The sequence below is a fragment of the Streptomyces lydicus genome (assembly GCF_001729485.1).
GTDB classification, from domain to species: Bacteria; Actinomycetota; Actinomycetes; order Streptomycetales; family Streptomycetaceae; genus Streptomyces; species Streptomyces lydicus_D.
The window spans coordinates 2,433,111-2,454,989 of sequence record NZ_CP017157.1 but is presented as its reverse complement, the minus strand read 5'-3'; the positions used below and the strand labels follow the sequence as shown (position 1 = coordinate 2,454,989).

At 73.0% G+C, this 21,879-nt stretch carries 20 protein-coding genes; 8 read left to right on the top strand and 12 right to left on the bottom strand.

The window, feature by feature from the left end:
* Window positions 1-2: 2 nt before the first annotated feature.
* Genes SL103_RS10555 through SL103_RS10540 form a run of 4 tightly spaced genes read right to left on the bottom strand, consistent with a single transcriptional unit; the run spans window position 3 to window position 4,462 of the window.
* Window positions 3-773 carry an amino acid ABC transporter ATP-binding protein gene (locus tag SL103_RS10555; RefSeq protein WP_069568578.1) on the bottom strand — a complete coding sequence of 257 codons (771 nt, stop codon included), beginning with the start codon at window positions 771-773 and terminating at the stop codon, window positions 3-5.
* Complete coding sequence (locus SL103_RS10550; RefSeq protein WP_069573601.1) at window positions 770-1,669, bottom strand: amino acid ABC transporter permease; 900 nt, start codon at window positions 1,667-1,669, stop codon at window positions 770-772. Before SL103_RS10550 ends, SL103_RS10555 begins: the two co-directional genes overlap by 4 nt.
* Entirely contained in the window at window positions 1,653-3,572 is a 1,920-nt protein-coding gene (locus SL103_RS10545; protein WP_069568577.1) for an FAD/NAD(P)-binding protein, read from the bottom strand. Before SL103_RS10545 ends, SL103_RS10550 begins: the two co-directional genes overlap by 17 nt.
* An 8-nt stretch (window positions 3,573-3,580) precedes the next feature.
* Window positions 3,581-4,462: an amino acid ABC transporter permease gene (locus SL103_RS10540; RefSeq protein WP_069573600.1), complete on the bottom strand. Its 882-nt coding sequence runs from the start codon at window positions 4,460-4,462 to the stop codon at window positions 3,581-3,583.
* A gap of 478 nt (window positions 4,463-4,940) precedes the next feature.
* Here SL103_RS10540 and SL103_RS37745 point away from each other — a divergent pair, with 478 nt between their 5' ends.
* The 4 genes from SL103_RS37745 (at window position 4,941) to SL103_RS10525 (ending at window position 7,484) form a co-directional block, all read left to right on the top strand.
* Window positions 4,941-5,108 (top strand): hypothetical protein, encoded by a 168-nt coding sequence (locus SL103_RS37745; RefSeq protein WP_164492782.1) that lies wholly within the window; start codon window positions 4,941-4,943, stop codon window positions 5,106-5,108.
* The gene (locus SL103_RS10535; protein WP_069568575.1) at window positions 5,105-5,611 is read left to right on the top strand and encodes a GNAT family N-acetyltransferase; all 507 of its coding nucleotides are present in this window, start codon (window positions 5,105-5,107) and stop codon (window positions 5,609-5,611) included. The genes SL103_RS37745 and SL103_RS10535 overlap by 4 nt, the downstream gene beginning before the upstream one ends.
* The gene (locus tag SL103_RS10530; protein WP_069568574.1) at window positions 5,608-6,555 is read left to right on the top strand and encodes an ABC transporter substrate-binding protein; all 948 of its coding nucleotides are present in this window, start codon (window positions 5,608-5,610) and stop codon (window positions 6,553-6,555) included. The genes SL103_RS10535 and SL103_RS10530 overlap by 4 nt, the downstream gene beginning before the upstream one ends.
* 476 nt (window positions 6,556-7,031) lie before the next feature.
* Window positions 7,032-7,484 (top strand): cell division protein SepF, encoded by a 453-nt coding sequence (locus tag SL103_RS10525; protein ID WP_069568573.1) that lies wholly within the window; start codon window positions 7,032-7,034, stop codon window positions 7,482-7,484.
* Window positions 7,485-7,585: 101 nt separating this feature from the next.
* Here SL103_RS10525 and SL103_RS10520 read toward each other — a convergent pair whose 3' ends face one another.
* Entirely contained in the window at window positions 7,586-8,800 is a 1,215-nt protein-coding gene (locus SL103_RS10520; RefSeq protein WP_069568566.1) for an acyl-CoA dehydrogenase family protein, read from the bottom strand.
* A gap of 145 nt (window positions 8,801-8,945) precedes the next feature.
* Window positions 8,946-10,601, bottom strand: a complete 1,656-nt coding sequence (locus SL103_RS10515) for an MFS transporter (protein ID WP_069568564.1) — start codon at window positions 10,599-10,601, stop codon at window positions 8,946-8,948.
* Between the two features lie 210 nt (window positions 10,602-10,811).
* On the opposite strand from SL103_RS10515, the gene SL103_RS10510 reads away from it, so the two are divergent.
* Complete coding sequence (locus tag SL103_RS10510) at window positions 10,812-12,014, top strand: hypothetical protein (RefSeq protein ID WP_069568562.1); 1,203 nt, start codon at window positions 10,812-10,814, stop codon at window positions 12,012-12,014.
* A 272-nt stretch (window positions 12,015-12,286) separates the two neighbouring features.
* Window positions 12,287-13,315 carry a phosphatase PAP2 family protein gene (locus tag SL103_RS10505; RefSeq protein ID WP_069568560.1) on the top strand — a complete coding sequence of 343 codons (1,029 nt, stop codon included), beginning with the start codon at window positions 12,287-12,289 and terminating at the stop codon, window positions 13,313-13,315.
* A gap of 124 nt (window positions 13,316-13,439) precedes the next feature.
* Here the strand turns inward: SL103_RS10505 and SL103_RS10500 are convergent, their stop codons facing one another.
* The 5 genes from SL103_RS10500 to SL103_RS39510 all read right to left on the bottom strand — a co-directional run bounded on the left by SL103_RS10500 (window position 13,440) and on the right by SL103_RS39510 (window position 18,753).
* Window positions 13,440-13,655, bottom strand: a complete 216-nt coding sequence (locus SL103_RS10500) for an I78 family peptidase inhibitor (RefSeq protein WP_069568558.1) — start codon at window positions 13,653-13,655, stop codon at window positions 13,440-13,442.
* A gap of 432 nt (window positions 13,656-14,087) precedes the next feature.
* The gene (locus tag SL103_RS10495) at window positions 14,088-15,041 is read right to left on the bottom strand and encodes a helix-turn-helix transcriptional regulator (RefSeq protein WP_069568555.1); all 954 of its coding nucleotides are present in this window, start codon (window positions 15,039-15,041) and stop codon (window positions 14,088-14,090) included.
* Between the two features lie 101 nt (window positions 15,042-15,142).
* The gene (locus SL103_RS10490) at window positions 15,143-16,150 is read right to left on the bottom strand and encodes a hypothetical protein (RefSeq protein ID WP_099055398.1); all 1,008 of its coding nucleotides are present in this window, start codon (window positions 16,148-16,150) and stop codon (window positions 15,143-15,145) included.
* Window positions 16,147-17,406: a glycosyltransferase family 4 protein gene (locus tag SL103_RS10485; RefSeq protein ID WP_069568553.1), complete on the bottom strand. Its 1,260-nt coding sequence runs from the start codon at window positions 17,404-17,406 to the stop codon at window positions 16,147-16,149. The genes SL103_RS10490 and SL103_RS10485 overlap by 4 nt, the downstream gene beginning before the upstream one ends.
* Window positions 17,407-17,616: 210 nt before the next feature.
* Window positions 17,617-18,753: a transglycosylase family protein gene (locus tag SL103_RS39510; protein WP_079145681.1), complete on the bottom strand. Its 1,137-nt coding sequence runs from the start codon at window positions 18,751-18,753 to the stop codon at window positions 17,617-17,619.
* Window positions 18,754-19,037: 284 nt separating this feature from the next.
* Between SL103_RS39510 and SL103_RS10475 the strand changes: the two genes are divergently transcribed.
* Window positions 19,038-19,847, top strand: a complete 810-nt coding sequence (locus SL103_RS10475; protein ID WP_069568550.1) for a hypothetical protein — start codon at window positions 19,038-19,040, stop codon at window positions 19,845-19,847.
* Between the two features lie 173 nt (window positions 19,848-20,020).
* Window positions 20,021-20,308 (top strand): hypothetical protein, encoded by a 288-nt coding sequence (locus tag SL103_RS10470; RefSeq protein ID WP_347877838.1) that lies wholly within the window; start codon window positions 20,021-20,023, stop codon window positions 20,306-20,308.
* Between the two features lie 57 nt (window positions 20,309-20,365).
* Here the strand turns inward: SL103_RS10470 and der are convergent, their stop codons facing one another.
* Window positions 20,366-21,826, bottom strand: coding sequence for a ribosome biogenesis GTPase Der (gene der, locus SL103_RS10465; protein WP_069568547.1), 1,461 nt, complete (start codon window positions 21,824-21,826; stop codon window positions 20,366-20,368).
* Window positions 21,827-21,879 lie beyond the last annotated feature (53 nt).

Here is a 21,879-nt window from a genome sequence, read left to right as displayed (position 1 = left end):
GGTCAAAGGACCTTGGAGAGGAAGGACTTGGTGCGCGCGTGGCGCGGGTGGTCGAGGACCTGGCCGGGCGGGCCCTGCTCGACGATCCGCCCGCCGTCCATGAAGACGACGGTGTCGGCGACCTCGCGGGCGAAGCCGATCTCATGGGTGACGACGATCATGGTGGTGCCCCGGTGCGCCAGGTCCTTGATGACGTCGAGGACCTCGCCGACCAGCTCCGGGTCGAGCGCGGAGGTCGGCTCGTCGAAGAGCAGCAGCTTCGGCTCCAGGGCGAGGGCCCGGGCGATGGCGACCCGCTGCTGCTGGCCCCCGGACAGCGTCCTCGGGTAGGCGTCCGCCTTGTCGGCGAGCCCGACCCGGTCGAGCAGCGCCCGCGCGCCGGCCACGGCGTCCTTCCTGGGGCGGCGCAGCGCGGCGACCGGCGCCTCGACGAGGTTCTCCAGCACGGTCAGGTGCGGGAAGAGGTGGAAGTTCTGGAAGACGAAGCCGATCTGGGTGCGCTGCTTGAGGATGTCGCGCTCGCGCAGCTCGTGGAGCCTGTTGCCGGACCGCCGGTAGCCGACCAGCTCGCCGTTCACGCGCACCGTGCCGCTGTCGACCTTCTCCAGGTGGTTGAGGGTGCGCAGCAGGGTGGACTTCCCGGAGCCGGACGGGCCCAGGACGACGGTGACCTCGCCGGCGCGGACCTCCAGGTCGACCCCCTTGAGGACGTCGAGCGAGCCGAAGCTCTTGTGGATCCCGCGGGCCTCGACCATCGCGCTGTGTGTGCTCATCGGGTGGCTCCCTTGGCGAAGTGGCGTTCCACGTAGTGCTGGAGGACGGAGAGCACGGTGGTCAGGAGGACGTACCAGGCGGTGGCGACCATCAGCAGGGGCACGACCCTGCCGTTCCGTCCGTAGATGACCTGGACCTGGTAGAAGAGTTCGCCGATCGCCATGACCGAGACGATCGAGGTGCCCTTGAAGAGGGAGATGACCTCGTTGGTGGCGTTCGGCAGGATCGAACGCATCGCCTGCGGCAGGACGATGCGGCGCAGTTGCCGCAGCCGCGGCAGCCCGAGCGCGGCGGCCGCCTCCAGCTGCCCGCCGTCCACCGCGAGCACCCCGCTGCGCACGATCTCGGCGGCGTACGCGGCCTGGTGCAGCGCCAGGCCCAGCACCGCCGCGCCCATCGCGCCGACCAGGCCCATGGTGTCGAAGTGGAAGAAGCCGGGGCCGAAGGGGATGCCGAAGTCCAGGCGCTTGTAGAGGTAGGCGAGGTTGAACCAGAACAGCAGCTGGACGATGAGCGGGATGGAGCGGAAGGCCCAGACGTAGCCGAAGGCGACCCAGCGCAGGAAGGGGCTCGCGGACAGCCGCATGAAGGCCAGCACCACGCCCAGCGCGAAGCCGAGGGCGGTGCCGTAGACGGTGAGCTGGAGGGTGACCCAGACCGCCTTGAGCACCGTCTCCGCGGTGAAGAACTGGGCGAACACCTCCCATTCCCAGGCGGGGTTGGTGACCAGTCCGTGCACGAACTGGGCGATCAGCACGGCGGTCACCGCGACGGCGGCCCAGCGCCAGGGGTGACGGACGGGGACGACCTTCAGGGACGCCGGGTCGTCGGCGGGGGCCGGCGCGGCTCGTTCCGGCGCGGTCCGTTGCGCGGGCGGGTCAGTGGTCAGCGGCATGGGGTTCCTCGGGGGTGGGTGCGGTGCGGGCGGCGGGGACGGGGACACGGGATGCGGGGGCCGTGGGGGCGGCCCGGTCGCGCAGGAAGGAGAGCAGCGTCCGCGCGGTGGCGTCGTTCTGCCGGAAGGCGGGTGCGTTGGTACGGGGGCGGGCGAACGCGCCGCCGGAGCGGGCGTCGGTGTGCGGCCCCAGCGCGAAGCGGCGCGGGTGCGGGGAGCCGGACCGGTTCAGGATCCGGGCGTCGGTGGGGTCGACGGCCAGCAGCCCGGCGGGGGTTGCCGCGGCCCCGTCGGCGTACAGGCCGCGCAGCAGCGGGTCGCGGGTGCGCTCGACGGTCGGCTCCGGCAGCCGGGCCTCCACCAGCGCCCGGGCCTCCACCCACTCCCCCGGCAGGCCGGCGCTCCCGGCGCGGAAGACCCCGCGCCGCTCGTCGGCGAGGACGGTGGTGCCGGCGCCGAGGAAGCGCACCACTCCGGCACGGGACAGCGCGAGCAGCTGCCGCAGCCGCGGTCCGGGCGGGCCGGAGGCGAGATAGCTGAAGAAGCCGTGCCACCAGGGGCCGCGGTCGCCGATCCGCACCAGCTGGCCGTAGACCGACAGCAACGCGAGGAAGACCGCCAGGTCGGGGCTGTGCGCGGGATCGTGGCGGCGGGCGAGGTCGGCCTCGATGTAGCCGCGCAGTCCCTCCTGCAGCGCCTCCCCGTCGGGGTAGCGCACGCCGGCCAGCGGGTCGTCGAGGGCGTCGAGGTCGAGCCGGTCGGCGGGGTCCGGGACCGCGGCGGCGACCAGGGCCCCGAGCGCGGGGCCGGCGGGGTCGGCGAGGGCGTACTTCTCCTCGAAGTCCGCCCGGTTCATCCGGGTGCGCTCGGGGTGCGCGGTGAACAGCCGGTGGTAGTGGGCGAAGCCCAGCTCCTTGCCGATCAGCGGCCAGACGTCGCGGCGGAAGTCGACTCCGCCGGGCCGGGCGAGCAGCTCGTCGACCTGTTCCGGCCCGAAGAAGCGCGGCACCGGCGGCCGTTCGCCGGACAGCCGGTAGCCGATCTTGGAGTGGTACGGCACCCCGCGCCGCGAGCCGACGTGCAGCACCGGCTCGCGCCCCGAGGGCCGGTAGGTCAGCTGCCCGTCGGGGCCCTCCGTGTACGAGCCGCCGCGGCCCTCGGTCAGCAGCACCATCAGGTCGACGAAGGCCAACCCGAAGCCGCGGACGAGGACCGGCTCGCCGGGCCGCAGGGCGCTCAGATCGCTGTCGGCGGTGAACGCGGGCGGCAGGTGCAGCAGCCCGTGACGCGCCGCGAAATCACTCAACTCTTGCTGATCGGGCGGGAGTTCGGAGTCCAGATGGCCGAGGGCGAGCACCACGAGGTCGGCGAGGAGCGGCGCCGGGCGACCGGCCAGCCACACCTGCTGCCGGCCCTCCCGCGAGCCGGAGACCCGTACCGCCGGGCGCCGGTGCTCGTGCACGGCGACGGAGGGCGGCAGGGCGGCCACCGCCCGCTCGTACACCCAGCCCAGATAGGCGCTCTGCAGCCGCCGGCCGGCGAAGTCGCGGGGCCCGAGCGCCGCGACGGCCTCGGCCAGGCCCGGGTCGACGGCGATCTCTCCGGCCCGCACCGCCTCGGCCCACTCGGCGAGCGACGGGCCGGGGCGCACCGGCCCGGCCTGCTCGACGCTCTCGTCGGTGAACATGGTGACGTCCTCGGCGGTGGAGTTCATCCACAGCAACGGGGACTGGTCGTGGCGCCAGATACGGCCGCCGCCGGGCGGATGCGGATCGACCACGTGCAGGTCGAGGGGCGTGTCGCCGTAGAGCTCGGGCGCGTTGGCGGCGATCCGCTCGATCAGTCCGGTGCCGCGCGGCCCGGCTCCCACGAGGACGACCGACGGCCGCGCGGAGGCGTTCACGGGGCGGCTCACCGGGCACCGGCCGTACCGCGGGCGTAGTGCCGCTCGACGAGGTACTGGCCGGCGCTGAGCACCGAGGTGACCACGACGTACCAGAGGGTGGCCACCAGCAGCAGCGGGATGACCTGATAGGTGCGGTGGTAGACCAACTGGACGGAGTAGAGCAGGTCCTGCACGGCGATGACGCTGACGATGGAGGTGCCCTTGAGGGTGCCGATCAGCATGTTGCCGGCCGGCGGCACGATGGCGCGCATGGCCTGCGGGAGCACGATCCGGCGCAGCCGCCGCCAGGCGCCCAGGCCCAGCGACTGGGCGGCCTCCAGCTGCCCCTTCTCGACGGAGAGGATGCCGCCGCGCACCACCTCGGCGGCGTAGGCGGCCTCGTGCAGCGTCAGGCCGATGACGGCGATGGCGACCGGGTCGAGCAGATCGACGGTCCTGACGCCGAGGATCGTCGGATAGAGCGCCCCGATGTTGAACCAGAACAGCAGCTGCACCAGGATCGGCATCGACCGGAAGAGCCAGACATAGCCCCAACTGACGCCACGCAGCACGGGGTTGGCCGACAGTCGCATGGTCGCGAGCAGGGTGCCCAGCACGAACCCGAGCGCCATGACGAGCACGGTCAGCCAGAGGGTCAGCCCCAGCCCGCGCAGGACGGCGTCGGTCAGGAAGTAGTCGGCGACCACGTCCCACTGGAAGGCGTCGTTGCGGACGACGGAGACGGCGGCCGACGCCAGCAGGGCGAGGACGGCGACGGCCGAGACCCACTGGCCGGTGCGACGGCGCGGCACGACGCGCGGGGCGGCGGAGCGCGAGGTGCCGGGCGGGGCCGCGGCGGACGGGGCGGGGGCGTCGAGGGTGTCGGAAACTGGATCTACCAAAGGCATGGCGAAGGCTCCGTGGTGGCCGAGAGCGAACTCCGGCTCCGGCGCCTTCACACCGGCAGAACGGGCCGCGCCCCTCAGCACGACCGCCTCTTGATGCTATGGAGTGAACACGCCCCGCTGTCAAGGGTGTCCACACTGTGGGCGTCGGGGCGCCGCGCGGTTGACGGGCAAACGGATGCCTGTTCCACTTAGCCGCATGTACGCATGGCAGCGGCTGGTCACCCGTGACCACATCGACTTCGGTCGCGTGTGGTCGTCGTCCTGTTGAGCTGACGCCCTGCCCTGACGCCCGCTGCCCCTGAGGCCGGGCCGTTTCGCGGTTCTCGCTCTTCCGCACCTCCCGCCAACCGCGCGCCTTCACACCTCGCGCCGCCCGTCCGGCGCACCCTCCCCTCGCTCCACCGGCATCCGCCGTCCCCCTTCCTCCCCCTTGCCCACCCCGGTGTCTTCCTCCTCCCCGCTCGCAGAAGGGCGCGGTATGCACTTCGGCGTCACGCCCCCGCTCGACAACGCCCCGGCCGCCCGGTCCGGGCACCTCCTCCCCCCGCCCGACCGGCTCCACCAGGCCGTCGAACGCGCGCTTCCCGACGCCCGGTCGGGCCGTGCCGGTCCCCCGGCCACCGCGGTGGCGGAGGCGGCCCGATGACCGCCGCGCCCCGGCCGCCGGGGCCGGCCCGGCTGACGATCCGTCGCACCACCGTCGCCGACCCGCTCGCTCGCCCGCTGCTGGACGAGCTGACCCACGAGTACAGCTCCCGCTACGCCAGACCCGTCGATCTGAGCCGGGAGTACCCGGCCGAGGAGTTCGCCCCGCCCGGAGGCGCGTTCCTGCTGCTCCTGGAGGACGGCGCCCCGGTCGCCGGCGGCGCGTTCCGCCGCTACGACGCCCGTACCGCCGAACTCAAGAGGATCTGGACACACTCCGCGCACCGGCGCCGCGGGCTGGGCCGGCGGGTGCTGGCCGCCCTGGAGGAGGACGCCGCCGCCCGCGGCTACACCCGCATCCACCTGACGACCGGCCCGCGCCAGCCCGAGGCGAAGGGCCTGTACCTCGCCGCGGGTTACCGGCCCCTGTTCGACCTGTCCGTCCCCCCGGAGACGATCGGCCCGCTGCCGTTCGTCAAGCATCTGGAGAGCCCCCGCCCATGACCACCAGCACACCCCGCGCCACCGCGCCGCGCGCCGCGGCCCTCCTGGCCACCGCCGCCCTGGCGCTCACCGCCTGCGGCTCGGGCGCCCCGTCGGACGGCGTCGGCGCACCGGCGGCCGGCACCGCCCGGATCCCCACCACGGACGTGGTCTCGGGCGTCAGGAAGGACCCGGCCGCGGCGAAGCTGCTGCCCGCCGCCGTCCGCGCCCGCGGCAGCCTCTCCCTCGCGGCCGGCGTCGGCACCCCGCCCTCCGCCACCTACCTTCCGGACGGCAAGACCCTGGCCGGGCAGGACATCGACTTCGCGGACGCGGTCGGCAAGGTCCTCGGCATCCGGATCAAGCGGGAGGTGGCCGGCTTCGAGGCGATCCTGCCGGCCCTCGGCAGCGGCAAGTACGACCTGGGCACCGGCAACTTCGGCGTGACCGACGAACGCCGGAAGACCCTCGACTTCGTCACCTACGTCAATGACGGGCAGGGCTTCGCGGCCCGCAAGGACAGCCCGCTCAGGAAGGTCACCTCGCTGCGGCAGCTGTGCGGGCTGACCGTCGCCACCGGCGCCGGCACCACCTTCGAGACGACGCTGGAGGAGAACGCGCACCTGTGCGAGGAGGCCGGCAAGAAGCCGTACGACGTCAAGACCTACGCCGAGCAGGGCGCCCTGTGGATCTCGCTGCAGCAGGGCCGCAGCGATGTGGTGATGAGCACGATCAACGGGTTGCGCTACGCCGTCGGGCAGCAGCCGGGGCTGCGGTTCCTCAACGAGTTCAAGCGGCTCGACGTCGGCTTCGCCTTCAAGAAGGGCACCCCGCTGGCGCCCGCCGTCCGGGCCGCGGTCAACCGGCTGAAGCAGGACGGCACTTACGACCGGATCCTGAAGAAGTGGGGCACCGGCCCGTCGGCGATCGCCACCTCGCGGATCAGCCCGCCGGAGATCAAGTAGAGGGACGCGCTTTCCCCCGGGAACGCGCCCCGGTTCGGCACCGCCCCGTCCCCCTTTGTCCGATCATCCGCAAACCCCCCTTTCGAGGGAGGCCGGTCCTCCGCGCACACCGGAACCCGACGCCGGATCGGCTCCCGTGCGCGCGACCGCCACGCCGTACGCCGGGCTCCGGCGCACACCTCGCGCCGAGACCTCTGGCATTTGCCCTGGTCCCGTGCGCGGGGCGGTCCGGAAGGACGCGAACCCGCTGCGGCCAGATGTCGTCATCACTCGACATCACCCGGTCGGGTACCGACTGTGATGTTCTTCGTACTGTCAGTTTCCTTGCCCGGCGCGCAAGCTGATGGTGCGCCACCCTCTTTGCACCAGATGTGTCACGAACCCCCCGTGCGGCGGCTATCCACTTGGCACTCCCTTGGCCTGATGGACGACGATAGGGGCAGGACACCAAGACACGCGGGTGAGAGGAGGCGTCAATGGGATCGGTACGCAAGGCGAGTGCCTGGCTGGGGCTCGTCGACGACAGTGATGACGAGCGCTACTACGACGACGACTACGCCGAAGGACCCGGCGCCGGTGACACGGGCGGCAGCAGCCCCTGGGTGACCGACCCCCGGGTGCGGGTGGCCGACGAGACCGCCCACGACCAGGGCACCCGCATCGCCACGGTCACCCCGGAGAGCTTCCGGGACGCCCGCGGCATCGGCGAGCTCTTCCGCGACGGCGTCCCGGTGATCGTCAACCTGACCGCCATGGAGCCCGCCGACGCCAAGCGCGTGGTGGACTTCGCCGCCGGCCTGACCTTCGGCCTGCGCGGATCGATCGAGCGCGTCGCCACCCGCGTCTTCCTGCTCACCCCCGCCGACTACAAGGTGCTCAGCGGCGAGTCCCGCGACCACCGCAACGGCGGCTTCTTCAACCAGAGTTGAGCCGGGGCCCCGCCGCGAGCGGGCGGGGTCCCGACGCCTCCGGCCGGGGCCGGGGGGTCACCCAGGGGGGTGGCAGCCACCGCAGCCGAGGGCGGGGCCGCTCACCGGAAGGCGTCCAGACCGGTGAGTGCCTTGCCCAGCACCAGCTGGTGCATCTCGACGGTGCCCTCGTAGGTCAGCACCGACTCCAGGTTGGTCGCATGCCGCATGACGGGGTACTCCAGCGAGATCCCGTTGGCGCCGAGGATCGTCCGCGCCGTCCGGCAGATCTCGATCGCCTCCCGTACGTTGTTCAGCTTCCCGAAGCTGATCTGCTCGGGCCGCAGCCGCCCGGCGTCCATCCGCTGCCCCAGGTGATGGGCCAGCAGGATCCCCTTGTGCAGTTCGACGGCCATGTCGGCGAGCTTGGCCTGGGTCAGCTGGAAGCCGCCGATCGGCTTGCCGAACTGCTCCCGCGTCCTCGCGTAGTCCAGCGCCGCCTCGAAGCTGGCACGGGCGGCACCCATGGAACCCCAGACGATGCCGTAGCGGGCGTGGCTCAGACAGCCGAGCGAGCCGCGCAGGCCGGTGACACCGGGCAGCACCGCGTCGGCCGGCAGCCGCACCTCGTCGAGCACGAGTTCGCTGGTCACCGAGGCGCGCAGGGACCACTTGTGCGTGATCTCGGGGGCGGAGAACCCGGGTGCGTCGGTGGGCACGACGAAGCCCCGGATGCCCTCCTCGGTACGGGCCCAGACCACCGCGACACCGGCCACCGAGCCGTTGGTGATCCACATCTTGCGGCCGGTGAGGACCCAGTCCGAGCCGTCCCGCTTGGCGTACGTCCGCATCCCGGCCGGGTCGGAGCCGTGGTCGGGCTCGGTCAGGCCGAAGCAGCCGATGACCTCGCCGGCCGCCATCCGCGGCAGCCACTGCTGCTTCTGCTCCTCCGAACCGAAGCGCCAGATCGCGTACATCGCGAGCGAGCCCTGGACGGAGACCAGCGAGCGGATACCGGAGTCGGCGGCCTCCAGCTCCAGGCAGGCCAGGCCGTACTGCACCGCTGAGGCGCCGGCGCAGCCGTAGCCGGTCAGGGACATGCCGAGCGCACCGATCGAGCCGAGCTCGCGGGCCAGTTCGCGGATACCGGGCAGTTCGCCCGCCTCGTACCACTCGGCGATGTGCGGCAGGACCCGGTCGGCGGTCCACTGCCGGACGGTGTCGCGGACCGCACGGTCCTCGTCGCTGAGCAGATCGTCGAGGCCCAGGGGGTCGCCGGGATCGAACGGCGGAACGGAAGAGGCAGCGGAGGAAGCTGAGGACGGCTGGGCGGGCATGGCGGGCCTCCGGCGGGTTCAGCGCGCATAAAACTAGCAGTGGTAGTTATGTGCGTCCGACGGTACGGCCCGCGCCCCCGCGCGGCAAGGGTCACCCGCCGCGCGGGGGCGCGAAGAAAGAAGAGGGAACGAGCGGTGAGACGGCTCAGCGGCCGGAGGTCGCCCGGGCGGGCTCACCGCTGCCCCGCCCGGCGCCCGCCGCCGGGCCCTCGGCCTGCGCGGTCTCGCCCTCGGCCTCCGCGCGCTCGGTGGACTCCGCGGCCCGCCGCGGCAGCCGCAGCGCGATCCCCGCGCCGACCAGCAGCAGCACGGCGCTGGCGACGAGGGTGACGTGCAGCCCGCGGACGAAGGAGTCCCGGGCGGCCTCGCGCAGCGCGGCCCTGGCGGCCGGCCCCAGACCGGCGGCCACCTTGTACGCCTCACCGAGGGAGTGCGCGGCCGACCGGGACGCCTTGTCGGCGACGCCGCCGACATGGGCCAGTCCCGGCGCGTAGGCGGCGTTCATGACACTGCCGAGCAGCGCGACGCCGATGCCGGCGCCGAGCTGGTAGGACGTCTCGCCGATGGCGGCGGCGCCGCCGGACTGCTCGGCGGGGGCCTCGCTGAGCATCGACTCGTACGCCCCGAAGAGCGTGGACTGGAAGCCGAAGCCGAGCAGGACGAAACCGCCGGACAGCAGCCAGGGGCGGTCGTCGGCAGACATCGCGGTCAGGCAGAGCACCGCGGCGGCGGTCAGCACGAAGCCCAGCGAGACCATCGCGCGCGGGCCGATGGCCTGCAGCATCTTCGAGCCGGTCAGGCCGGCGGCCATCGCGGCGAAGACCAGCGGCAGCATCCGCAGCCCGGTCTCCAGCGGGCTGAGCCCCAGGACCAGTTGGAGGTACTGCACGGCGATCAGCTGCAGCCCCACCAGCGCGAGCATGGCCAGCACGATGCAGCCGACGGAGGTGCCGAACGCGGGCCTGGCGAACAGCCGCATGTCGATCAGCGGGTGCGCGCGGCGACGCTGGCGGCGTACGAAGAGGATCAGCAGCGCGACGCCGAGGACGATGGGCAGCAGCGTGGTCGGGCCGACCACCGCGGCGCCGCTGCCGATCCGCTTGACGCCGAGGACGATGCCCAGCACGCCGAGCGCCGCGACGATCGCGCCGATCACGTCCCAGGGGCCGTTGCGCTCACCGCGCGACTCCGGCAGCAGCCACCGGCCTATCAGCAGCATCGCGGCCATCATCGGGATGTTGATGAGGAAGACCGAGCCCCACCAGAAGTTCTCGACGAGGAAGCCGCCGAGGACCGGTCCGACCGCGGCGCCGACCGCGGCCACCGCGCTCCACACGCCGATGGCGACCGCGCGTTCCCGCCGGTCCGGGAACACCTGACGCAGGATCGACAGCGTCGCAGGCATGATCATCGCCCCGCCGATGCCGAGCAGGGCACGGGCCACCATCAGGATCTGCGGATTGGGCGCGAGCGCCGCGGCGGCCGAGGCGAGGCCGAAGAGGCCGTAGCCGAGGAGGAGGATGCGGCGGCGGCCGACGCGATCGCCGAGCGTGCCGAACAGGATCAGCAGCGAGGCCGCGATCAGCGGATACACATCGACGATCCAGAGCAGCTCCACCGGCCCCGGGCGCAGGTCCTCGGTGACCGACGGCACCGCGACGTACAGGATCGTGGTGTCCAGCGCGACGAAGAGCAGGCTGACGCAGAGCACGATCAGCACGGTCCAGCGGTTCACACCGCCGCTTGAAAGCCGGGGAACACCAGCCGTCCGTCCGCTGCCGGACGCGGTCGTCCCGGACATAGCACCTCCAGTCATGCTCTCGCGGCCACGGATCAGGGCGCGAAAACGCCCCGGGGGGAACCGGCGGCACGGGCGAGTTGAGACGTCAGACTACGCGAGTCCCCCCATGTGCCGCGTGGCTCACCTCACGATGAGACGCTCATCGCAGCGCCATCCGTTCCCCCACCCGCGGCCGTCGGGCGTTCTCCGGCCACAGGGATAATCGTCCGGATGAACGATCTTGCCTCCGCCGCCGTTCCCGGCCCGGCACTGCGCGACGCCCCCGGCACACCGGGCGTACGGGCCGCGCTGCGCCGTGCCGCACCCGCGCTGGCGGCCTACGCGGCGATCCGGGGCCTGGGCCTGGCCGTGCTGGCCGTGTGGTCGGCGGCGGACGGCAAGAACTGGCACACCCTGCTGACGGCCCGCTGGGACTCGCTCTGGTACACCCGGGTCGCCGAGCAGGGCTACGGCTACGCGGTGCAGCTGCCGAACGGCGACGTCCACTCCAACCTGGCGTTCTTCCCGCTGCTGCCGTGGCTGGAGCGCGGGCTGTCGGCGCTCCTCCCGCTGTCGCCCGCGGACGCCGGGATGGCGGTGGCCTGGCTGACGTCGCCGGCCGCGGCCTGGGCGCTGTACGCGACCGGGGAGCGGCTGCACGGGCCGCGGGCCGGGGTCGCGCTGGCAGCGCTGTGGGCCGCGCTCCCGGTGGGGATCGTGCAGTCGATGGCGTACTCGGAGGCACTGTTCACCGCGCTCGCGGCCTGGGGCGTGTACTGCGTCATGACCGGCCGCTGGGTGGCGGCCGGGGTGCTGGCGTCGCTGGCCGGACTGACCCGGCCGGTGGGTGCGGCGGTGGTCGCGGCGGTGTGGCTCACCGCGGCGGTGACGCTGTGGCGGGAGCGGGCCGGCGGCACGGGGGTGCGGGCCGCGCTGCGGGCGCGCCCGGGCCTGCTGCCGGGCGTCCTCGTGGCGCCCCTCGGCTGGTGCGGCTACTTCCTGTGGGTCGGCGCGCGGCAGGGCTCGCTCACCGGATATCTGGACGTCCAGGGCGGCTGGGGCAACGGCTTCGACGGCGGTCTCGCGTTCGGCGCCTTCATCTGGCACCAGCTGTCCGGACCCGCCTTCCCGGCCGGGCTCGGACTGCTGGCCGGCGTGGGGCTGGTGATCTGGCTGTACGTGCGCGGCGTGCGGCAGGGCGAGCCGCTCCCGCTGGTCGTCTACGGCGGGGTGGTACTGCTGCTCGCACTGACCGCCAAGGGCTACTTCGGCTCCAAGCCGCGGCTGATGATGCCGGCCTACCCGCTGCTGCTGCCGCCGGCGACGGCGCTCGCGCGGTGCCGCCCGGCGCGGTCCTGGCTGGTCATCGGAGTGGTGGCGGTGGCCTCCGCGGCCTACGGGGCGTTCTGGCTGAACGGATCCGGCCCTCCATGATCATTTTCTGCCCGGCCCCCTCCGCCTCCCCTCGCCCCGGGGAAACGGTGCACGACACCCGGGCAAATGACGGATAAACTCCCCCGGAGAAAAGCAGATAAGGCGCTGAGCGGGCCGACACGCGGCCACGCGGAAGGGATTGAGAATCGCCGGGAATTCCGTTCCAAATCCCAGCGGCGAAGCCTCGTTTGAGACGCATTCCACATCACATCGTCATTACAAAGCGCACAGTTTGACCAAGCGCCTACATCACACGCGGTAACGTCGATTGAGTGCGTACCGATGAGAAGCTCGACCAGATGGAGGAGCGCCCGACCGATCGTGCCCGGCCACCCCAGATGACCCGGACCCGCCTGTGGCTGTTCGGCGGCACGCTGGCGGTGTACGCGGCGATCGTGGTCGGAGTGCTGGCCACTTCATGGCTGGTCACCTTCGACTGGCAAGTCATGTTCTTCAGGCCGTACAAGCAATGGCCTTCGATCCATGCCTTCCTCGACTACTTCGTCGTGCTGGGCCAGCGCGGGCCGACCGCGGTGGCGGTGGCGGCCTGGCTGGGCTGGCGCTGCTGGCGCCAGCGCAACCTCCACCCGCTGCTGGTGCTCGGCGCCTCACTGCTGCTGCTGAACATCACCGTGGGCGCGGCCAAGCTCGGCATGAGCCGGCTCGGCCCGCACTACGCGACGACCGTCGGCTCCAACGAGATGTGGCTGGGCGGCGACATATTCCCCTCGGGTCACACCGCGAACGCCGTGGTCACCTGGGGCGTGCTGGCCTACCTGGCGACCACCCCGCTGCGCCGCCGCACGCTGTCGGTGATCGCCGCGCTGGGCGCGCTGGGCGTCGGCATGACGACCGTCTACCTGGGCACGCACTGGGTGAGCGACGTGCTGCTGGGCTGGGCCGCCGGTCTGCTGGTGCTGCTGGCGATGCCGTGGCTGGAGCCCGGCATCATCTGGGTGGAGGACCGCCTGATGGGCATCCTGCTGCGGCTGTGGCTGCGGCTGCGCCCCGATTCGCTGCGCGGCCCGCTGCCGGCCGACGCGCTGGCCCCGGGGCTGTCGCGGCAGCGCATCGCCCCCGACGGCGAGGTGCTCGTACGCGAGGCCATCGGCGCCGCGCCCCGCTCCGCCGCCCGCGCCCCGGACGGCTGGCCGCACCACCCGGCGCGGCCGCACACGTCGCGCTCGGAGCGCACCCCGGTCACCCCGGCAGGCAGCCGCCGGCCGCCGCACGCGGACCGCGTCCCGCGCACCACGCCGCTGAGCCCGGCCTCCGGCCGCGGCCGCAACACCAGCGGCTGACCGCCCCGCCGGCCGCGGGGCCGGTACGCACACCCCCGCCCCGTCACGAAGGCCCCGGCCGCTCCAGGAGGAGCGGCCGGGGCCTTCGCCGTCGGCGGTCGTCGGTAGGGGCCGCGAGCGGCGCTCAGCCGGACCAGCTGCGGTGCACCGTGTCGTCCTTCACCTCGAAGTTCAGCCGGCCCGCGACGTACTCCATGGTGATGATCGCGCCCGGCGGCAGCGAGCGGACGGTGCTCCAGCCCCGCGCTCTGGCCAGTTCCTCGGCGTCCTGACGGCCGAGGCCGACGTACGTCTCGACGTCGTCCTGAGGGTTGTCCGGGAGGTTCGGTACATCAGCCATGCCAGCCACCGTAGGCGCCCGCCCGGGCCCGCGGAAGGGCGGCCCGTCGCACACCTCGATGACTTCCCGGTCCGCCAATGGTCACACTTGTGTCACAGCGTGCGTTCCCGGGTTTGCCGGGACTTCCGTCACCCGTACGCGCCGAGTGACCGGGCAACCGGGTGGAAAAATAAACCGGCCGGAATTCCGCCTTGATCGAACACGGAACGGGCATGACCGTCCCGGGCCGGGCGGAGCGCGGTGCGAAATTAATGCCGGCTCAGTGCCGGATTCCCTTTACCCCGGCCCTTTAATCAGCCGGACGGGAATTGGCCAACGCGACACACTCCACACACATTTTCCGCACATCGCCCAGCCCGCCGGATCACGGACACTTCACCGAGGCCCGCCACCGGCGCCGCGGACCGCCCGCGACGGCCCCGCACCCGTGCGTCACCCCAGCGCCCGGGAGAGCCGGTCCCTGATCTCCCGCAGCCGGTCGACCAGCTCCGGCGGCTCGCGGACCTCGAAGTCGAAACCGGTCATCACGAGGTGGACCACCAGCATCTCCAGCGTGTGCGCCCCGGTCCGCAGCAGGCAGTGCCCCTCGTCGACGGCCTCCAGCACGCCCGCCGACGGGCTGATGCGGGCCGCCGCGGCCTCCGCCGAGGCGTGCAGCAGGACCGTGGCCTGCCGGGCGTACACGCGGGTGGAGACGCCCTGCGAGACATAGGCCGCGAGGTCCTCGGCGGGCGGCGTGCGGGGCGTGAAGCGGGGGCCGTGCGGCGGGGTGGGGACGATGCGGTCGACGCGGTAGGTGCGCCAGTCCTCGCGGCCGGTGTCCCAGGCGACGAGGTACCAGCGGCGCTGGGCGCAGACCAGCCGGTGCGGTTCGACGGTGCGTGCGGAGACCGTCCCGTCGTGAGCGGTGTAGTCGAACCGCAGCCGCCGGCAGTCCCGGCAGGCGTGCGCCAGCTCGGTGAGCACCTCCGCGTCGACGCGGGGGCCGCCGGTGGGCATCGGCACGGTGAAGGCGGTGAGCGCCCCGACGCGGCGCCGCAGCCGGTGCGGCAGCACCTGCTCCAGCTTGGCCAGCGCCCGTACGGACGTCTCCTCGATGCCCTCGACGCCGCCGCCCGCGGCGGTGCGCAGCCCCACGGCGACCGCCACCGCCTCCTCGTCGTCGAGCAGCAGCGGCGGCAGCTGGGCCCCGGCGCCGAGCCGGTAGCCGCCGGCCGTGCCGGGCGCCGAGTGCACGGGGTAGCCCAGCTCACGCAGCCGGTCGACGTCCCGGCGGACCGTGCGCGGGGTGACGGCGAGGCGGTCGGCGAGCTCCGCGCCGGACCACTCCCGATGGGCCTGCAGGAGCGAGAGCAGGCGCAGCAGACGTGCCGAGGTCTCCAACATGCCCCGAGTCTCGCAGCCCTCGCGGACAGCCTCGGTCCTCGATGTGCTCCGGTTCTCGATACGCCCCGGCTCCCGGGGCGCGACGGGAATCCGCCGGGGCGTCAGTCCCCGGCGGGCCCGGCGACGCGTACGGCCAGGTCGTTGTCGAGCGTGTAGTACGGACCGACCCTGACCTGCGCCGCCCCACAGGGCACCGCCAGCGCCGGATAGCTGAAGACCTGCTTCTTGTCCGCGACGTCGTCGAGGAGGCGGGCGATCCGGACCGGCCGGGCGCCCTCGCCGGGTCGCAGCCACAGGTCCCAGGGCTCGCTGCCGCCCTCCCAGCGGCCGGCCAGCTCCTCGTAGGGCAGGGTGAAGGTGAAGTCCGGCCCCTCGACGGTCAGCGGCACACTGACCGTGTCCGGCTCGCCGTCCGGCCCGGGGGTGCGCCGGGCCCGTGCCTCGGCCCGGGCGCCGGCGGCCGGCACGGCGCCGTAGAGCCGGCCGGTGACCGTCACCCCGTCCGGCGCCACCAGCAGGTCGCCGGCCTCCGCATGCGGCCCGCGCAGCCAGCTGCGCAGCGCGAGATTGCCGAACTTGGTCGCGTACGGAATCCGTACGCCGAGCCGCCCGACACCCCCCAGCGGCCGGCGGTCCACCAGCGACCGCAGGTCGTTGACGCCGGGCAGCAGCCGGCGCGGGTCGCGGCCGTCGCCGAGGTCGGCGTAGGCGTTCCAGCGGCCCTCGGCGAGCGCCACGGTGCTGGGCAGCACCGCGCGCAGCCGGCCGGCCCCGTTCGGCCCGAGCGGCAGCCGCACCTCGTCGTCCGCGCCGTCGCCGCCGCGCAGCCGTAGCACCAGCGCCGCGCTCCAGGCGACGGCGGTGCCCTGAGGGGCGGTCAGGTCGAAGGTGAGACCGCCGGCGGAGTCCGCTATGCAGTCGGCGCGCAGCTCACCGGGCGCCACCGCCCCGTCCGCCGCGTTTCCGTCCCCGGATCTGTCCTTCCCGCTCCCGGGCCCCGCCCGGCGCCCGGTGCCCCCGGGCTCCGCTCCTGCCGCGGATTCCTGCTCGATGGCGGCCGACTCCTTCATCTCGTCTCCGGTCACGGTCAACTCACTCGACGCGGTCATGCCGTCCGCACCCCTCTCAGTGCGGCGCGGGCCGCGTCCTTGGTCGCGTAGGCGCCGCTGAGCAGGGCGCCCCGGGCGCGGTGCAGGCTGCCGCGCAGCCGGCTGGCGCGGCGGCGCGTGAGCAGCTCGCCGAAGAGCGCCTCGTAGCGGCCGGCGATCCGGCCGGGGTCGAAGCGGGCCGAGGAGGCCAGCGCGGCGGCGCCCATCCGCGTGCGGGCGGCGTCGTCGTTGATGAGCGTGAGCAGCCCACCGGCCAGCGCGGCGGGGTCGCCGACCGGCACCAGCGTGCCGTCCACCCCGTCGGTGATGATCTCGCCCGGCCCGTGCGGGCAGTCCGTGGCCACCACCGGCAGCCCGCACCGCATCGCCTCGACGATCGTCATCCCGAAGGACTCCAGGCTGGAGGAGACCGCGGCGATCGACCCCTTGGCCCACTCGGACTCCAGGGGGCTGGCCGGGCCCATCAGGAAGACGTGGTTGTACAGGCCGAGTTCGGTTATCAGGGCGCGCAGGTCAGCCTTCTCCGCGCCTCCGCCGTAGATCCGCAGCCGCCAGTCGGGGCGCTCGGCGACGACCTGCGCGAAGGCCCGTATGAGGACGTCGTAGCGCTTGACGCGGGCGAGCCGGCCGGCGGCGACGACCCACTTGCCGCTGCCGTCGGCGGGCGGCAGGCCGGGGGCGGGGACGCTGTTGGGCACCGCCTCGACGCGAACGCCGGGCAGCCGGAGCGTCCGGCGGTAGGCGAGGGCGTCCGCCTCGGTGACGGTGGTGACCGCGTCCAGCCGCGGATAGGCGCCGCGCAGCGCCAGCTTGAGCGCCCGGCTGTGGCTGTCCAGCGTGAGGTGCTCCTGCCCGACCCGGACCGGCCCGCGGCGCGTCTGCCGGGCGATGTGGACGTTCAGCCCCGGCCGGGTGCCGACCACCACATCGGCCTCCGTTCGGCGCAGGTACTGGGCGATCCGGCGGTCGGTGAGCTCGCTGTACTGCCCGTAGCGGCCCTCGCCGGCGGGAAACACCCTGGCGGGCCGGGCGTGCGCCGGGTCGGCGCCGTCACCGGAAGGGCCGGACTCCCTGAGGTCCACGAGATGCCGCAGCGCGACGCGGGGGCCGAGGTCGAGGACCGGGGCGTCGCGGTGGCGCAGCACGGACACGATCTCGACGTCGTGCCGCTCGGCGAGCGTCCCGGCCAGGTTGAACGTGGTCCGGATCGTCCCCCCGATGCCATAGGCATTGTGAAGCAGGAATGAGATGTGCATCCGTCCCCGTGTCCCCTGGTCTCCCGGTCTCTCCAGCGCCCCTGGGAACCACATCGCACTCCCTGTCGCACGACAGGCCCCACTCACTGAACGCAAAGACCTCGCCCCGCGGTTCCGGGTTGGGGGCTTTCGCCAAGATGTTCCGAAAGAGTGAGGACATCGGTAGCAGAAGCAGGGAACCCGAACCCCCGATTTGCCGTCCGGGTACCCCTAAGTACCCACGGGGGCAGGCTTGTCGGGAGTTTTCTCGCCGACGTTCTCCGGGGCCTTCGCCGCCGGGGTGACGGGCGCCTTGTCCGCCGGCACGTCAGGGGCCCGGTCCGCCGGCTTGTCCGCCGGAGCGTCGGGCTTCTTGTCCGGAGCCTGGTCCGCGGGTGCGACGGAAGCCGCGTCGGGCACCTTGGTCGCCGGCACGTCGGGCACCTTGTCGGCCGGCTCGCCCACCACTCCGCCAGGCGCCTTCTCGACCGGCTTGTCCGCAGGAGTGTCGGGCTTCTTCTCGGCCGGCCGCTCCACCGTCGTGCCGGCGCTCACCCCGGCGCCCGTGGCGACGTCCTTGGCCACGTCCGGGGCCGCGTCCTTGGTCACGTCCTTGGCCACGTCCTTCCGGTCGCCCTTCGCGAGCTCCTTGCCGACGACCACGACCTTGGCGGCCACCTTGTCACCGCCCGTGCGCCCCTGAGGGAGCGTCAGTCTCATGCCGGCCACCAGGCGGTGCGGGTTCCCGCCGAGCGCATGCCGGTTGGCCTTGTACAGCGTCCGCCAGCCGCCCTTGACCTGCAGTCTCCGGGCGATGCCGCCCAGCGTGTCCCCGTGCCGGACGAAGTACGTGCGACCGCTGTGACTGCCGCCGCCGCTCCCGGTGGTCTTCCCGCTCCCCTTGCCACTGCCCTTCCCGCTGCCCCCCTTGCCCTCATCCGTGTCGCCGGTCAGGCCGTAGCGTCTGGAGCACACCGGCCAGGCACCCCACCCCTGGGCGGCCTGCACCCTCTTGGCGATCTCGATCTGCTCCTCACGGCTGGCGAGATCGGCCCGCCGGGCGAACTCGAGACCGCCGAACGCCTCCCAGGTCGGCTGCCAGAACTGCAGGCCGCCGTAGAAGGAGTTGCCGGTGTTGATGTGCCAGTCGCCGCTGCTCTCGCACTCGGCGAGGCAGCCCCAGGGCCACAGCTCACCGGCGCAGGCGTGCCGCGCCTTGTTGCTTTCGCCGGCGGGGGGCGCGCCGTCCCCCTTCGGCCCGTCGGCGGCCGCGCCACCCGGCAGGGAGAGGACCAGGGCGGCGGCCGCTGCGGTGAGCAGCCCGACGGATCCCACGAAGCGCCGTGGCGCCGAAGATGTGTCCGACATAGCCGGTGACGGTAGGCAGCAGCCCGCCGCGCACCAGCGCGCCACGCCCTTCAAGCCCCCGTCCCACCCGCTCCGGTGTATGGAACGCCGCCAACTGCGCCATCTTCTGCGCAAAAACTGTCGGTAGGCGACCGCTTGTTGGGCACCTTTCCGTAGTTTCCCACTGTGCGCGGATTGGTTCGATTCTGTTCCCGTCGTCGCGTGACTCCTGCCGCAGGTCACCCGTTGTGCTTGTACGAGCCGGGAGACCCCCCGGCAGACGCACAGAGATCGAGGAGCCACCCGTGCCGCGCATGCTCGACGTCAGCGACGACGTTCGCGCCGAGATCGGCGACGAAGAAGCCGACCGCCTGCTGGCCGGTGGCGACGCCCCCGGCAGCTACGACTGCACCTCCTGCCGGACCCCTGGAGACAGCGAGCAGGAGCGCACCAGCACCGTCCTGTTCGTGGGCGAGGAGACCGCGGTGCTCGCGTTCGCCCACGCCACGTGCATCCCGTCGCAGGTCGTGCCGGTGTCGGAGGAGCAGCTCCAAGGAGCTGTGCGCTCCATCACCGGTGAGGACGCCGCCCCCCGTACGCCCGGATCCAACCCCTCGCCGGCCACCCCGGTCCCCACCCGTGACCGCCAGGCCACCCTGGGGATCACCTGCGGACTGGTGCTGGTCGAGGGCGATCTGCGCCCGGCCCTGGTGGTCGAGCCGGACGGCCCGATCGCCCGCCCCGGCTCGACCAGCCTGGACGACGACTTCCTGCCGCTCCTTCTGGAGCAGGGCTTCCACCCGGTGACGGACATGAACCAGCTCCCCGCCCTCAACCCGGGCTGGTCCGCCCTGCTGGCGATGGGCAAGCTGCACGCCGTCCTGCAGCCGGGCACGGCCGGCAGCCAGGCGGCCTGGTGGCAGGCCCATCAGCCGCTGGCGGTCTCCGACGGCTGGCGCGCGGCGGCCAACAAGGCCCAGACCGTACTGATGTACGCCGCCCCCGCGGGCACCATCGGCCACCAGCCCCGCGAGGACCTGATGCGGCAGGCGCTGGAGGAGGCCGCCGCCAAGGGCGCCCTGGTCGCCGCGGCGATGCCGCTCGCCGGCACCTGACAGTCGTAGGGCACCCGATCGCGGGGGCAGGGCCGCCGATCCGGCCGGTCATGCCCTCGCGATCGGCCATTTCCGCCCGAAAGCCGCATCCCGCAGGGATCGGGGTCGTTGGCACATACGTGCACGCATACGACCCTTCCGCCCGCGCCCCGTACCCCCACCCGATCCCCGGCATGCGCCCGTCGCACGAGCGCGGACCGTCGCTCACGACGGACCGCGCCTCGGCCACTCCGATCTACGACGAGCTGTACGCCGAGTACCGGCGCTCCTTCCGGGCGCTGCCCGGGGACCGTACGGACGAGCCGGAGATCCCGGAGGTGCTGCGTGGCACCGGGGGCTGGAGCCGTACGCCGGCGTCCGCGGGGCACTGGGAGGTCGTCGGCCGACAGCCCTACCACTCCCGGAGCCATCTCCCGGCCCTCCCCCCGGGCCCGCGCGACGCCCGCCCCCACGGCCGCTGACCCGGGCCCGGGCCGAGGAACTCCACGACTCCGCCCGGGGTCCCGGGCCCGCAGCCGCTACTTCTTCTTGCTGCGCTTCTCCCGCACCCGCACCGAGATGTGGATCGGCGTCCCGTCGAAGCCGAACTCCTCGCGCAGGCGGCGCTCGACGAAGCGGCGGTAGCCGGCCTCCAGGAAGCCGGAGGCGAAGAGGACGAAGCGCGGGGGCTTGGTGCCGGCCTGGGTGCCGAAGAGGATGCGGGGCTGCTTGCCGCCGCGGATCGGGTGCGGGTGAGAGGCGACGATCTCACCGAGGAAGGCGTTCAGCCGCCCGGTGGGGATACGCGTCTCCCAGCCGGCCAGCGCCGTCTCGATCGCCGGGACCAGCTTCTCCATGTGGCGGCCGGTGCGCGCGGAGACGTTGACCCGCATCGCCCACGGGATCTGGACGAGGTCCCGCTCGATCTCCCGCTCCAGGTAGAAGCGGCGCTCCTCGTCGAGGTTGTCCCACTTGTTGTAGGCGATGACCAGGGCGCGTCCCGCCTCCACGGCCATCGTGATGATGCGCTGGTCCTGGACGCTGATGGACTCGGACGCGTCGATCAGGACGACCGCGACCTCGGCCTTCTCCACGGCCGCGGCGGTGCGCAGCGAGGCGTAGTAGTCGGCGCCCTCCTGGAGGTGCACCCGGCGGCGGATGCCGGCGGTGTCCACGAACTTCCAGGTCTTGCCGCCGAGTTCGATCATCTCGTCGACCGGGTCGCGGGTGGTGCCGGCCATCTCGTTGACGACCACCCGCTCCTCGCCGGCGACCTTGTTCAGCAGCGAGGACTTGCCGACGTTGGGGCGGCCGATCAGCGCGATCCGGCGGGGGCCGCCGAGGGCCTGGCCGAAGGTCTGCGCGGGCGCCTCGGGCAGTGCGTCCAGCGCGGCGTCCAGCATGTCGCCGGTGCCGCGGCCGTGCAGCGCGGAGACCGGGTGCGGCTCACCGAGGCCCAGCGACCAGAGCATGGCGGCGTCGGCCTCGCCCGAGGGGCCGTCGACCTTGTTGGCCACCAGCACGACCGGCTTGCCGGACCGGCGCAGCAGCTTGACGACGGCCTCGTCGGTGTCGGTCGCGCCGACCTTGGCGTCGACGACAAAGACCACCGCGTCGGCCGCCTCGATGGCGAACTCGGCCTGCATCGCGACGGAGGCGTCGATGCCGAGGACGTCCTGCTCCCAGCCGCCGGTGTCGACGACCTTGAAGCGGCGGCCGTTCCAGTCGGCCTCGTAGGTGACACGGTCGCGGGTGACGCCCGGCTTGTCCTCGACGACCGCCTCACGGCGGCCGATGATGCGGTTCACCAGAGTCGACTTGCCGACATTGGGGCGGCCGATGACGGCGAGGACGGGCAGCGGACCGTGGCCGGCCGCGGCGATGTCGCCCTCGACCTCCTCCAGGTCGAAGCCCTCCTCCGCGGCGAGCTCCATGAACTCCGCGTACTCGGCGTCGCCAAGCGCACCGTGCTCGTCGCCGGTGGGGATCTGGTCGTTCATGAAGTCCGTTCCTCGTTCATCATCATCGGTGGGCCGCTCGTCCGCGGCCCACT

Excerpts from the sequence above, each read along its gene's own strand:
- SL103_RS10555 (WP_069568578.1), bottom strand. The coding sequence starts at position 773 with ATGAGCACACACAGCGCGATGGTCGAGGCCCGCGGGATCCACAAGAGC.
- SL103_RS10550 (WP_069573601.1), bottom strand. The coding sequence starts at position 1,669 with ATGCCGCTGACCACTGACCCGCCCGCGCAACGGACCGCGCCGGAACGA.
- SL103_RS10540 (WP_069573600.1), bottom strand. The coding sequence starts at position 4,462 with ATGCCTTTGGTAGATCCAGTTTCCGACACCCTCGACGCCCCCGCCCCG.
- SL103_RS37745 (WP_164492782.1), top strand. The coding sequence starts at position 4,941 with ATGCACTTCGGCGTCACGCCCCCGCTCGACAACGCCCCGGCCGCCCGG.
- SL103_RS10535 (WP_069568575.1), top strand. The coding sequence starts at position 5,105 with ATGACCGCCGCGCCCCGGCCGCCGGGGCCGGCCCGGCTGACGATCCGT.
- SL103_RS10530 (WP_069568574.1), top strand. The coding sequence starts at position 5,608 with ATGACCACCAGCACACCCCGCGCCACCGCGCCGCGCGCCGCGGCCCTC.
- SL103_RS10525 (WP_069568573.1), top strand. The coding sequence starts at position 7,032 with ATGGGATCGGTACGCAAGGCGAGTGCCTGGCTGGGGCTCGTCGACGAC.
- SL103_RS10520 (WP_069568566.1), bottom strand. The coding sequence starts at position 8,800 with ATGCCCGCCCAGCCGTCCTCAGCTTCCTCCGCTGCCTCTTCCGTTCCG.
- SL103_RS10515 (WP_069568564.1), bottom strand. The coding sequence starts at position 10,601 with ATGTCCGGGACGACCGCGTCCGGCAGCGGACGGACGGCTGGTGTTCCC.
- SL103_RS10510 (WP_069568562.1), top strand. The coding sequence starts at position 10,812 with ATGAACGATCTTGCCTCCGCCGCCGTTCCCGGCCCGGCACTGCGCGAC.
- SL103_RS10500 (WP_069568558.1), bottom strand. The coding sequence starts at position 13,655 with ATGGCTGATGTACCGAACCTCCCGGACAACCCTCAGGACGACGTCGAG.
- SL103_RS10495 (WP_069568555.1), bottom strand. The coding sequence starts at position 15,041 with ATGTTGGAGACCTCGGCACGTCTGCTGCGCCTGCTCTCGCTCCTGCAG.
- SL103_RS10490 (WP_099055398.1), bottom strand. The coding sequence starts at position 16,150 with ATGACCGCGTCGAGTGAGTTGACCGTGACCGGAGACGAGATGAAGGAG.
- SL103_RS10485 (WP_069568553.1), bottom strand. The coding sequence starts at position 17,406 with ATGCACATCTCATTCCTGCTTCACAATGCCTATGGCATCGGGGGGACG.
- SL103_RS39510 (WP_079145681.1), bottom strand. The coding sequence starts at position 18,753 with ATGTCGGACACATCTTCGGCGCCACGGCGCTTCGTGGGATCCGTCGGG.
- SL103_RS10470 (WP_347877838.1), top strand. The coding sequence starts at position 20,021 with ATGCGCCCGTCGCACGAGCGCGGACCGTCGCTCACGACGGACCGCGCC.
- der (WP_069568547.1), bottom strand. The coding sequence starts at position 21,826 with ATGAACGACCAGATCCCCACCGGCGACGAGCACGGTGCGCTTGGCGAC.